This is a genomic window from Streptomyces sp. NPDC087901, assembly GCF_044742205.1.
Taxonomy (GTDB): Bacteria; Actinomycetota; Actinomycetes; order Streptomycetales; family Streptomycetaceae; genus Streptomyces.
Map to the genome: position 1 here is coordinate 475,418 of NZ_JBIUUC010000003.1, position 12,099 is coordinate 487,516.

At 70.3% G+C, this 12,099-nt stretch carries 10 protein-coding genes and 1 pseudogene; 3 read left to right on the forward strand and 8 right to left on the reverse strand.

Going from position 1 to position 12,099, the window contains the following annotated elements:
* Nucleotides 1-38: 38 nt before the first annotated feature.
* Together ACIOEW_RS11705 and ACIOEW_RS11710 are read right to left on the reverse strand one after the other, a co-directional pair.
* Complete coding sequence (locus ACIOEW_RS11705) at nucleotides 39-722, reverse strand: IMP cyclohydrolase (protein ID WP_401963435.1); 684 nt, start codon at nucleotides 720-722, stop codon at nucleotides 39-41.
* Entirely contained in the window at nucleotides 719-1,021 is a 303-nt protein-coding gene (locus tag ACIOEW_RS11710) for a hypothetical protein (RefSeq protein ID WP_401963436.1), read from the reverse strand. Before ACIOEW_RS11710 ends, ACIOEW_RS11705 begins: the two co-directional genes overlap by 4 nt.
* Nucleotides 1,022-1,263: 242 nt before the next feature.
* Here ACIOEW_RS11710 and argG point away from each other — a divergent pair, with 242 nt between their 5' ends.
* A complete protein-coding gene (argG, locus tag ACIOEW_RS11715) occupies nucleotides 1,264-2,709 on the forward strand; it encodes an argininosuccinate synthase (RefSeq protein ID WP_326738122.1) in 1,446 nt (481 codons plus the stop codon).
* A 150-nt stretch (nucleotides 2,710-2,859) separates the two neighbouring features.
* Here argG and ACIOEW_RS11720 read toward each other — a convergent pair whose 3' ends face one another.
* Nucleotides 2,860-5,127, reverse strand: a complete 2,268-nt coding sequence (locus ACIOEW_RS11720; protein ID WP_401963437.1) for a hypothetical protein — start codon at nucleotides 5,125-5,127, stop codon at nucleotides 2,860-2,862.
* A gap of 153 nt (nucleotides 5,128-5,280) precedes the next feature.
* Here ACIOEW_RS11720 and coaA point away from each other — a divergent pair, with 153 nt between their 5' ends.
* Nucleotides 5,281-6,276: a type I pantothenate kinase gene (gene coaA / locus ACIOEW_RS11725; RefSeq protein ID WP_401963439.1), complete on the forward strand. Its 996-nt coding sequence runs from the start codon at nucleotides 5,281-5,283 to the stop codon at nucleotides 6,274-6,276.
* A gap of 18 nt (nucleotides 6,277-6,294) precedes the next feature.
* The gene (locus tag ACIOEW_RS11730; protein ID WP_401963441.1) at nucleotides 6,295-7,260 is read left to right on the forward strand and encodes a DUF389 domain-containing protein; all 966 of its coding nucleotides are present in this window, start codon (nucleotides 6,295-6,297) and stop codon (nucleotides 7,258-7,260) included.
* A gap of 48 nt (nucleotides 7,261-7,308) precedes the next feature.
* On the opposite strand, the gene glmM is transcribed toward ACIOEW_RS11730, so the two are convergent.
* From glmM to ACIOEW_RS11755, 5 genes and pseudogenes are all read right to left on the reverse strand, one after another.
* Complete coding sequence (glmM, locus tag ACIOEW_RS11735; protein WP_401963443.1) at nucleotides 7,309-8,667, reverse strand: phosphoglucosamine mutase; 1,359 nt, start codon at nucleotides 8,665-8,667, stop codon at nucleotides 7,309-7,311.
* A 164-nt stretch (nucleotides 8,668-8,831) separates the two neighbouring features.
* On the reverse strand, nucleotides 8,832-9,368 hold the full coding sequence (gene rpsI / locus ACIOEW_RS11740; protein WP_351003178.1) for a 30S ribosomal protein S9: 537 nt from the start codon (nucleotides 9,366-9,368) through the stop codon (nucleotides 8,832-8,834).
* A gap of 45 nt (nucleotides 9,369-9,413) precedes the next feature.
* On the reverse strand, nucleotides 9,414-9,857 hold the full coding sequence (gene rplM / locus ACIOEW_RS11745) for a 50S ribosomal protein L13 (RefSeq protein ID WP_266781688.1): 444 nt from the start codon (nucleotides 9,855-9,857) through the stop codon (nucleotides 9,414-9,416).
* Between the two features lie 672 nt (nucleotides 9,858-10,529).
* The gene (locus ACIOEW_RS11750; RefSeq protein WP_401963858.1) at nucleotides 10,530-11,303 is read right to left on the reverse strand and encodes an ATP-binding cassette domain-containing protein; all 774 of its coding nucleotides are present in this window, start codon (nucleotides 11,301-11,303) and stop codon (nucleotides 10,530-10,532) included.
* A gap of 336 nt (nucleotides 11,304-11,639) precedes the next feature.
* Nucleotides 11,640-12,041: pseudogene (locus tag ACIOEW_RS11755) on the reverse strand (ATP-binding cassette domain-containing protein); the annotation flags it as partial.
* Nucleotides 12,042-12,099 lie beyond the last annotated feature (58 nt).

Sequence of the window (12,099 nt, forward strand, 5' to 3'; positions counted from 1 at the left end):
CTCCGCACGGACGTCGCCCCCTGGAGCCCGCACAGGCGTCAGGCGGATCGCAGGAGGGCTGCGCCGGGGCTCGCTCCCGGGTCGAGGACCGCGGCGGCGATCCGGTACTCCCCGGACAGCGAGGTCCACAGCTCGTCGAGCAGCTCCTCCGGAGTCCGGGCCCGGGTGACGGACTCGGCGAAAGGCTGCGCCGTCGCCACGTCGACGCCGTCCGAGCGGTAGGTGGTCAACAGAACGACTTCACCCGGCTCCAGGTCCTTCACCGTCAGCGTCATGACGTTGGCGGAGGTCCGGGATCCGCTGCTGGGGCGGGCGGCGCCGAACACCGCGGCGTTCGGCGCCCGCCTGCTGAGCAGCGCGGTGATCCGGGAGGTGAGGATCGGCGGGTCGGGTTCGTAGGCGAGGTCACCGAGCGAATCGGCGGCCGACGCACCGGCATGCAGCCGGTCCGCCACGGTGGACACCTGCTCGCCGTTGCCGAACACCAGCCAGTCGGCGGTCTGCTGGGCCGCGACGTAGTGGCGCAGCGCGTCGTGCGCGGTCGCGGCGGCCGGGGCCACCACCAGTTCGTCACCCTGGGGCAGCAGGGTGCGGTCCCGGGAGGCGGCACTGCGGCCGGTCAGGAAGTAGCCGCCGCACACGTCGCCCGAGAGCGTGCGGGCGCAGAGCACCCCTCGCCCGGGGTAGCGGTTCTCGGCGAGCAGGGTGGAGAGGTCGGTCATGGTGCCACGTCCGTTCTTGCCTTCGTCCCGGAGGATGCCGCGCCCGCCCGGCCGGGCGGTGGGGCCGCTGATCCGATCTGCCGGATGGTCAGCAGGGTGTGCAGGGGCACGTCCAGGCGGGCCAGCCGGTCGGCGGTGCCGTCGTGCCGGTCGACGATGACCCAGGCACCGGCCACATGATGTCCCATGCCCCGCAGCAGTTCCGTACAGCGTTCCAGGCCGGCTCCGGCGCCTGCCACGCCGTCGACCAGGGCGAACGAACTGGCGGGCGGAACAGCCGTGCTGAGGAGCCCGGGCACTCCGGATCCTTTCGGCCCGCGGCGCAGCGTCCGGGCGGGGCGTCGCCACCCTGTCCGAAACCCCCCTGAGCTGCGCTTTCACGCGCTCCGCCGAACGACTTCGCGCGCCGGTGCTGCGACGGGGCGACAATCACAGGGAGGAGTGACACGCGGGACCCGGCTGCGCGGCCCCGCAGACGGGTCCGGAAGCACAGAATCCACCTCGTGTTGCATGATCATGCGAGGTGATGCATAATCTTCCTATGTCTAAGGTCCTCACCTCCCTGCCCACCGGCGAGCGCGTCGGCATCGCCTTCTCGGGCGGCCTCGACACTTCGGTCGCGGTCGCGTGGATGCGCGACAAGGGTGCCGTCCCGTGCACCTACACCGCCGACATCGGTCAGTACGACGAGCCCGACATCGCCTCCGTGCCCGGCCGCGCCAAGGCCTACGGCGCCGAGCTCGCGCGTCTGGTCGACTGCCGTGCGGCGCTCGTCGAGGAGGGGCTGGCCGCGCTCACCTGCGGGGCGTTCCACATCCGCTCGGGCGGGCGGGCGTACTTCAACACCACGCCGCTCGGCCGCGCCGTCACCGGCACGCTCCTGGTGCGGGCGATGCTCGAGGACGACGTACAGATCTGGGGCGACGGCTCCACGTACAAGGGCAACGACATCGAGCGGTTCTACCGCTACGGTCTCCTCGCCAACCCGCACCTGCGGATCTACAAGCCCTGGCTGGACGCGGACTTCGTGACCGAGCTCGGCGGCCGCAAGGAGATGTCGGAGTGGCTGGTCGCCCATGACCTGCCCTACCGCGACAGCACGGAGAAGGCGTACTCCACCGACGCCAACATCTGGGGCGCCACCCACGAGGCGAAGACCCTGGAGCACCTGAACACCGGCGTGGAGACCGTCGACCCGATCATGGGCGTGAAGTTCTGGGACCCCTCGGTCGAGATCGAGACCGAGGACGTCACGATCGGCTTCGACCAGGGCCGCCCGGTCACCATCAACGGCGAGAAGTTCGACTCCGCCGTCGACCTGGTGATGAAGGCGAACGGCATCGGCGGCCGTCACGGCATGGGCATGTCGGACCAGATCGAGAACCGGATCATCGAGGCCAAGAGCCGGGGCATCTACGAGGCCCCCGGCATGGCCCTGCTGCACGCCGCGTACGAGCGCCTGGTCAACGCGATCCACAACGAGGACACCCTCGCCCAGTACCACAACGAGGGCCGCCGCCTCGGCCGTCTGATGTACGAAGGCCGCTGGCTGGACCCGCAGGCGCTGATGGTGCGCGAGTCGATCCAGCGCTGGGTCGGCACCGCCGTCACCGGCGAGGTGACGCTGCGGCTGCGGCGCGGCGAGGACTACTCGATCCTCGACACCACGGGCCCGGCGTTCAGCTACCACCCGGACAAGCTGTCCATGGAGCGCACCGAGGACTCCGCGTTCGGCCCGGTCGACCGGATCGGCCAGCTCACGATGCGCAACCTCGACATCGCCGACTCCCGCGCCAAGCTGGAGCAGTACGCGGGCCTCGGCCTGATCGGCACCGCCAACCCGGCCATCGGCGCGGCCCAGGCCGCCGCCACCGGCCTGATCGGCTCACTGCCGGAGGGCGGCGCCCAGGCCATCGCCTCCCGCGGCGAGGTCTCCGAAGCCGACGAGATGCTGGACCGCGCCGCGATGGAGTCCGGCACGGACTAGTACTCCCAGTACTGCCAACTCGCAGAGAAAGGCCGGCTCGGCGCCCTGTGCGCCGGGCCGGCCTTTTCGCTGCCCCAAGGCACCCGGACGCAGGCCGGCCCGGCGCCATCGCGGGCGCCGGGCCGGCCTGTTTCCGTCAAGCGGTCACGCTCAGTGCGAGCGTCGCTTCTGCGACCCGTGCGGGGTCGCCTTCGACCGGCGCTGCACCAGGATCAGCGCACCGCCCGCGGCCGCGACCGCTGCGGCGATGCCCAGCGGGAGGAGCATCGGCGCCCCCGTGTCCGGCATCTGGCCGCCGTGATCGCCGGGGTTCGTGGACGTAGGGCCGGGCCACGGCTGGGAGTGCGTGGGGGCCGGGGTGGGGCTTTGGGTGTGCGTGGGAGCCGGAGAGGGACTGTGGGTGGGCCTGTGGGTGTGGGTCAGAGTGGGAGAGGGACTGTGGGTCGGCCTGTGGGTGTGGGTCGGAGTAGGAGAGGGACTGTGAGTCGGCCTGTGGGTGTGGGTCGGAGTAGGAGAGGGACTGTGAGTCGGCCTGTGGGTGTGGGTCGGAGTAGGCCTGTGGGTGGGCCTGTGGGTGTGGGTCGGAGTAGGAGTCGGGGTGGGAGTCGGCGTCGGGGTGGACGTGCTGACCTGAATCGTCGCCCGGTCCGGCGGCGACTTCACCGCGCCGCCGTTGCCCGTCGCGACCGCGTGGTTCACCACGCTCCCCCGCTCCACGTCGTCCTCGTCCACCACATAGGTGCCCGTGCAGGTGGTGCTGTCGCCCGGTGTCCCCTGCCCGGCCAGCGTGGTGGACTCACAGGTGACGCCTTCGAGGAGGTCGTCGTGGATACGGAGATCCTCGACCGGGCTGTCGGTGACGTTGCCGACCACGTAGCTGTACTCCACCTCGTCCCCGAGTTCGTACGGCTGCGAGTCGTCCACCTGCTTGTCGAGGGTCAGACCGACCACGCCGCCCAGGGGCAGATCCACACTCGACGGCGGGGAGACGACCGCCTCGTCACCGCTCCTGCCGGATGCTTCAGCGGTGTTGGAGATGTAGCCGCGCCCGGCGTCGCGACCGGTGACGGTGTAGGACGCCGTGCAGGTCATCGTCGCTCCGGCGGCCAAGGTGGTATCCGGGCAGGTCACCGGTCCGACGGTGGGGTCGTCGACGGTGACGTCGGTGAGGTCGGTACCCCCCGAGTTCGTCACCACGAATTCGTACGGCACCCGCGTCCCCGGCACGATCACCTCGGGCAGCGGCTCCGCGATGCTGACCTGCTTCACGAGATTGAGCTCCGGCAGGGGTTTCAGCGAGCGGGCGGAGAGCGTACGGATGAGGTGGACGTCGGTGAAGCCCCCCGTCGACGCACCGAAGCCGAACTTGTACGTGGCGGGGACCGGCTGGGGAGCGGCCGTCTCAAGGACCTGCTGAGTCCCGTTCCCGTCATGGAAGTCGACCAGCACCGTCAGCGTCGGGTCGGGGGCCGGGCTCACGCGCACCGTCACGGTGCGGCGGGACGCCTCCAGGATCTGCTGCGCCGCTTCGGGCGTCGTCCCCGCAGGGAGGTCGGCCGCGGTGGTCGGCCCCTGGAGCTTGCCGGGAAGGGTGGACGGCCACGGCGCCGTCGTCGTCAGGTTGCTGGTGGTGGCGGCCAGGAAGCAGTAGCCCTCGGTGCCGTCGCCGGGCCCCCGCACCGTGACCATGTTGCTCCCCGGGCCCGGAACGCGGAATCCCGTACCGGCGGGGGAACGCCGCGCGCAGCCGTTGCCGCGATGTTCCCAGTCTCCGAAGTAGTTCCCGAGGACGTCCAGGCCGACGCCCAGATATCCATGGTCGACACCTGGCACGAAGTCCATGTTCGCGTCGTCGTTCGGCAGCTTCTGGGCGTAGCCGAGGCTCCCGCCGAACGCCCCTGGCCCCGACAGGTCGGATGCCCCGTCCACCAGGAAGAACGAGATGCCGTCCGCCGGGTTCGCGACCGGCGTGCCTCCGTACTGCCATTGGTCGAAGGAGACTTCCAGCCCTTCGTTCGCGGGCAGCGCCTTGTTGTGGATCACCGCAGAGGCCCGGTCGTTGCCGGCGTCCGTCAGCTGGAGGTAGCCGTACGGTGCCCCGTTGCGGGGCGGTACGGGCCCCACCGCCGTGTCGGAGCAACCGCCCAGCGGATGCGGCGTGTTGCCTGCGGGCGGCTGCTCGGGCGCGGCGCCCGTCAAGCAGGCCGGCCCCACCGCTTCGAAGTCTCCGTTCGCGGTCGCTCCGGTGAAGGTCTCCTCCACCAGGGTGGGCGAAACGGCTGCGGCACTGCTGCCCGTGGCCGGCACGGCGCCGGGCAGCAGGGAGATCGCCATGATCGCTGCCGTCAGAGCCAGGGCTCCGGTCGACAGCGCCACGCGCCGTTGGCGGGCGGCCTGCACAGAATGAAGTCGTAGCATAAATGGGACAATATGCACGGTCTTGTGCAGCATGGCGCGGCACGCCGCAGGCCTCCCTCCCCACCCCCCATCCGCCGGAACCCGGCCCCCGCCCGTCCCCCACGTGACCGACCCCACCCCCCACTCCGTTAAAACTCCCGCAACAATGAACCCGTGATCACTTCGCCGACACGGAGCACGAACCGACGCGCCGAGAACGCCGCGACGCCGTACGTCGACCTCTCCCGGGCGGAGTGGAGCGCGCTGCGCGACAAGACGCCGCTGCCGCTGACCGCCGACGAGGTGGAGCGGCTGCGCGGGCTCGGGGACGTCATCGACCTCGACGAGGTGCGGGACGTCTACCTGCCGCTCTCGCGCCTCCTCAATCTGTACGTCCAGGCCACCTCCGGGCTGCGCAGCGCCCTGAACACCTTCCTCGGGGACGCGGGCAACGGGCACGGGGAGCAGCGCGGGACCCCGTTCGTCATAGGGGTCGCGGGCAGTGTCGCGGTGGGCAAGTCCACCAGTGCCCGTATCCTCCAGGCGCTGCTGGCCCGCTGGCCGGAGCACCCCCGGGTGGAGCTGGTGACCACGGACGGCTTCCTGCTGCCGATGAAGGAGCTCCACTCGCGCGGGCTGATGTCACGCAAAGGCTTCCCGGAGTCGTACGACCGGCGCGCCCTGACCCGCTTCGTCGCCGACATCAAGGCGGGCAAGGACGAGGTGACGGCCCCCGTCTACTCGCACCTGATCTACGACATCGTGCCGGACGAGCGGCTCACCGTACGGCGCCCGGACATCCTCATCGTCGAGGGACTGAACGTGCTGCAGCCGGCCCTGCCCGGCAAGGACGGCCGCACCCGGGTCGGGCTCGCGGACTACTTCGACTTCAGTGTGTACGTGGACGCGCGGCCCGAGGACATCGAGACCTGGTACCTCAACCGCTTCCGCAAGCTGCGCGCGACGGCGTTCCAGGACCCGTCCTCGTACTTCCGCAAGTACACCCAGGTCTCCGAGTCGGAGGCGATGGAGTACGCGGCGACGATGTGGCGGACCATCAACAAGCCCAATCTCGTGGAGAATGTCGCGCCGACGCGGGGCCGTGCCACGCTGGTGCTGCGCAAGGGCCCCGACCACAAGGTCCAGCGGCTGTCCCTGCGCAAGCTCTGACCCCGGAAAGGGTGCACCGTGCTGCATCTACGCCTGATCGTCCCGGCCGACCGTACGGACGAGGTGACGGGCCTGCTGGAGCGGACCGTCGGCACCACCCATCTCGTGGTGCTGCCGGGGGTGGCGCGCAACCCGGCGGGCGACGTGGTGATGTGCGACGTGGCGCGGGAGGCGGGCGACGAGCTGATCGGGGCGCTGCGGCGGCTCGGGATCGACGAGCACGGGTCGATCACCGTGGAGAACCTGGACCTGACACTCTCCGCGAGCGCCGACCGGGCCGAGGAGGAGGCGCCGGGCGAGGGCGCGGACGCGGTGCTGTGGGAGGAGCTGACGGACGTCACCCACGAGGACTCGACGTTCAGCATCACCTACGTGTCGTTCCTCGCGGTCGCGACGATGCTCGCCGCCTGCGGTGTGATGCTCGACAACGCGATCCTGATCGTGGGCGCGATGGCGGTGGGCCCGGAGTTCGGGCCGCTGGCCGGGATCTCCACGGCCCTGGTGCAGCGCGCCCCGCGTCTGGTGTGGCGGTCGTTGTGGGCCCTGGTCGGCGGTTTCGCCGCGGCGATGGTCCTGACGGCCGGCTTCGCCTGGCTGATGGACGTCCTCGGGCTGTTCGACGCCGCGATGATCGAGGCGGACCGGCCGAACACGGCGTTCGTCTGGCAGCCGGACTGGATGTCGTTCGTGGTGGCGTTCCTCGCGGGCATCGCCGGGACGCTCTCCCTGACCTCGGCGAAGTCCGGGGCGCTGATCGGTGTCGCGATCTCGGTGACGACCGTGCCCGCCGCGGCGAATGCGGCGGTGGCGTTCAGCTACAGCGACTACAGCCAGATGACCGGGTCCATCCAGCAGTTGCTGGCGAACCTCGGCGGGATCGTGCTCGCGGGGACGCTGACGCTGCTGGTCCAGAAGGGCCTGTGGGTGGTGACCCTCCGCCACCAGCGGACGCACCCGAAGCCGCCTGCGCACGCGGACGCGTAGGGGGCGGGTGCGCGCTGTCCACGCACCCGCCCCCCGCACCGGTCCCTGTTAACCCAGCGCGGACTTCACCACGTCGGCCAGGCGTCCGGCCACCGCGCGCGCCTGCTCGATGTCGGCCGCCTCGACCATGACCCGTACCAGCGGCTCCGTACCCGACTGGCGCAGCAGCACACGGCCGGTGGCGCCCAGTTCGCGCTCGGCCTCGGCGACGGCCGCGGCCAGCTCCGGGGAGGTGGCCACCCGGGACTTGTCGACGTCCGGCACGTTGACGAGGACCTGCGGCAGGCGCTCCATCACACCGGCCAGATCGGCGAGCGAACGGCCGGTGGCAGTGACGCGGGCCGCCAGCATGAGGCCGGTCAGCGTGCCGTCGCCGGTCGTGGCGTGGTCCAGGACGATGACGTGTCCGGACTGCTCGCCGCCCAGGGCGTAACCCTCGGCCTTCATCGACTCCAGGACGTAACGGTCGCCGACGGCCGTCTGGACCAGCTGGATGCCCTCGCGCTCCATGGCGATCTTGAAGCCGAGGTTCGACATCACGGTGCCGACCACGGTGTCCTTGCGCAGCTGCCCGGCCTCGCGCATGGCGAGGGCCAGCACGGCCAGGATCTGGTCGCCGTCGATCTCCTCGCCCGCCCCGTCCACTGCCAGGCAGCGGTCGGCGTCGCCGTCGTGGGCGATGCCGAGGTCGGCGCCGTGCTCGACGACGGCGGCCCGGAGCAGCGACAGGTGCGTGGAGCCGCAGCCGTCGTTGATGTTCAGACCGTCCGGATCGGCACCGATCGTGATGACCTCGGCCCCGGCCCGTGCGAAGGCCTCGGGCGAGACGTGGGCGGCAGCGCCGTGCGCCTCGTCGAGGACGACCTTCAGGCCGTCGAGCCGGTTGGGCAGGACGCCGATGAGGTGGGCCACATAGCGGTCGAAGCCCTCGGCGTAGTCGCTGATCCGGCCGACGCCTGCGCCGGTGGGACGGGCCCACGGCTCGCCGGTGCGGTGCTGCTCGTAGACCGTCTCGATGCGGTCCTCCAGCTCGTCGGCGAGCTTGTGGCCGCCGCGGGCGAAGAACTTGACACCGTTGTCCGGCATGGCGTTGTGGCTGGCGGAGAGCATCACTCCGATGTCGGCACCCAGGACACCCGTGAGGTAGGCCACAGCGGGGGTCGGCAGCACGCCGACGCGCAGGACGTCGACGCCCGCGCTGGCGAGGCCGGCCACCACGGCGGCTTCCAGGAACTCTCCGGAGGCTCGCGGGTCGCGGCCCACCACGGCCGTCGGCCGATGGCCCTCGAAGGTGCCCGCCTCGGCCAGTACGTGCGCCGCCGCGACCGAGAGGCCGAGCGCTAGCTCGGCCGTCAGGTCCGCATTGGCGACACCGCGCACGCCGTCCGTGCCGAAGAGTCGTCCCACTGGTGTCCTCCGAAGGTGCTCCGAAACGCAAAAATTCAGACTAAGTAAGCAACAAGCGTATGAATGCCTTATGCCGTTATATGCCCGTGACCGCCAATAAACGAACGCCCCGGCAGCACGAGTGTGCCGCCGGGGCGAACGTATAACGCGGTTGAGCAGGCGGTTTAGCGCTTGCTGTACTGCGGGGCCTTACGGGCCTTCTTGAGACCGGCCTTCTTGCGCTCGACCGCACGGTCGTCACGGCAGAGGAAGCCGGCCTTCTTCAGCGTGGCGCGGTTGTTGTCCACGTCCGCCTCGTTCAGCGAGCGGGCCACGCCGAGGCGCAGGGCGCCGGCCTGACCGGAGACGCCGCCACCCGAGATGCGGGCGATGACGTCGTAGCGGCCGTCGAGCTCGAGCACCTTGAAGGGCTCGTTGACTTCCTGCTGGTGCACCTTGTTGGGGAAGTAGTCCTCAAGGGTGCGACCGTTGATCTTCCACTTGCCGGTGCCCGGAACGATCCGGACGCGGGCGATGGCGTTCTTGCGACGGCCCAGGCCGGCCGCCGGCTGCGGGTCGCCGAAGCGGCCCGCGAGCGACTCGGAGGTGTACTCACCCTCGACGGGGACCTCCGACTCGAAGGTGGTCACCTCGGCGAAGGTCTCTTCGCCCTCGGTGACCTCGGTGCCCTCGACGGGCGTCTCTGCAGTGGTCTCGGCCACGATTCTCCTCAGATCTTTCTTTACGTCTTTGGGGGGAGGCCGGAACTACTGCGCGACCTGGGTGATCTCGTACGGGACCGGCTGCTGCGCAGCGTGCGGGTGCTGGTCGCCCGCGTAGACCTTCAGCTTCGAGATCATCTGACGGCCCAGGGTGTTCTTGGGGATCATGCCCTTGATGGCCTTCTCGACGGCCTTCTCGGGGTTCTTCGCGAGGAGCTCGTCGTAACGGACGGAGCGGAGACCACCCGGGAACCCGGAGTGGCGGTACGCCATCTTCTGGGTCTTCTTGTTGCCGGACAGGTGAACCTTGTCGGCGTTGATGATGATGACGAAGTCGCCCATGTCCATGTGGGGGGCGTAAATCGCCTTGTGCTTGCCTCGGAGGAGGTTCGCAGCCGTCGTGGCCAGACGCCCGAGAACGATGTCCTCGGCGTCAATGATGTGCCACTGGCGAGTGACATCGCCGGGCTTGGGGCTGTACGTACGCACTTCGTAGCCTTCGCTTCTTCAGTGGATGGGGTCCAGACACACGGCACCCCTGAAGCGATGATGCAGCTGGGGCTCACAATGCCGGGGACGCTGCCCGTATGCGAGCCACTGGTAACTGCTCCAGGGAACCTACGTAAGGGCCCTTCGCGTGAGAACGACGAAGCCAATACGTATAACAGTCACCGACACTACCCGCCCCGCCCCGGACGGGTCAAAACGCGGGGCCCTTGGGCGGGCGGCAGTGGAGGCCCTGGGCTCGGGGGCCTGGGCGTTGCCCCTGTCCGGGGCGGGGTCCCTTGTTCGTTGTGCGGGTGTCCCCGTGGGGGTTCGCCGTTCCCCGGTGGGTGGGGGTCCGGGGCCCCTCCGGGGTGTCTCCTCGGACGACGAACGTTCCGCGGGTACGCAAAGCGGCCCGGGTATCCGTTCGTCGTCCTGCGGGGACTCCCCTGCACGGCCCCGGACCCGGCCGCCCTGCGTCTGCGGCCGTTGTATCGCCGGTGTGCAGACGCGGGTGATGCCGGGTGGGGCCGTGCAGGGGGGTCCCCGCAGGAAATGGCGTACGACCCGGGTCCGCGGCGTTGCCGGGTGCACACGCTATTTCTGAGGAGACGCCCCGGAGGGGACCCACCCCCACCCACCGGACACGGCGCACCCCACACCACGCGGAGGGTGTCACCGGGCCCTTTCGACCCGCCGCTCGTCCCACACGGGCTCCGTCGTCTCGCGTACGAAGCCGTCCGAACCGAACACCAGGTACCGGTCGAAGGACTTCGCGAACCACCTGTCGTGCGTGACGGCCATCACCGTCCCGTCGTACACCTCGAGGCCGTCCTGGAGCGCCTCGGCCGACTCCAGGTCCAGGTTGTCGGTCGGCTCGTCCAGCAGCAGCGCGGTCGTGCCGGCCAGCTCCAGGAGCAGGATCTGGAAGCGGGCCTGCTGGCCGCCGGACAGCTTCTCGAACGGCTGGTCCCCCTGCCGCTCCAGCTCGTACCGCCGCAGTACGGACATGGCGCCGCCCCGGTCCTTGGCCTGCTCCGTCCACAGGATCTCGACGAGGGTCTTGCCCAGCAGCTCCGGATGGGCGTGGGTCTGCGCGAAGTGTCCGGGCACCACTCTCGCCCCGAGCTTCCACTCCCCCGTGTGCGCCACCGTCTCGCCCGCGAGCAGCCGCAGGAAGTGCGACTTCCCCGACCCGTTGGAGCCGAGGACGGCGACCCGCTCCCCGTAGTAGATCTCCAGGTCGAACGGCTTCATCAGGCCGGTCAGCTCCAGGTTCTTGCAGGTCACCGCCCGCACCCCGGTCCGGCCGCCGCGCAGCCGCATCTTGATGTCCTGCTCGCGCGGCGGCTCCGGGGGCGGGCCGGCGTCCTCGAACTTCTTGAAGCGGGTCTGCATCGCGTGGTAGCGGTTGGCCATGTCCGGGCTGTTCGCCGCCTGCTGCCGCATCCGCAGGACGAGCGCCTTCAGCCGGGCGTGCTCCTCCTCCCAGCGCCGCAGCAGTTCCTCGAAGCGAGCGAACCGCTCCTTGCGGGCCTGGTGGTACGTACCGAATCCGCCGCCGTGCACCCAGACGTCACTGCCGGCCGGGCTGGGCTCCACGCTGACGATCTTCTCGGCGGCCCGGGACAGCAGCTCCCGGTCGTGGGAGACGAAGAGGACCGTCTTACGGGTCTCCCTCAGCTTCTCCTCCAGCCACCGCTTGCCGGGGACGTCCAGATAGTTGTCCGGCTCGTCGAGCAGCAGCACCTCGTCGGGCCCGCGCAGCAGCGCCTCCAGCACCAGCCGCTTCTGCTCACCGCCGGACAGCGTGCGCACCTCGCGCCACTGCGCCTTCTCGTACGGAACGCCGAGCGCCGCCATGGTGCACATGTCCCAGACCGTCTCGGCCTCGTATCCGCGCACCTCCGCCCAGTCGCTCAGCGCCTGCGCGTACGTCATCTGCGCGGCCTCGTCGTCGGTGGTGAGGATCAGCTCCTCGGCCCGGTCGACGGCGCCCGCGGCCTCGCGGATCCGGGGCTGGGCGACGGAGACCAGCAGGTCGCGCACCGTGCGCTCGTCGCGCACCGAGCCGACGAACTGCTGCATCACGCCGAGTCCGCCGCTCACCGACACCGAGCCGCCGTGCGGCTGGAGCTCACCGGCGAGCAGCCGCAGCAGCGTGGTCTTCCCGGCGCCGTTCGCCCCGACGAGGGCGACCACGGCACCGTCCGCGACGCGGAACGAAGCATCGCCGAGCAGCACC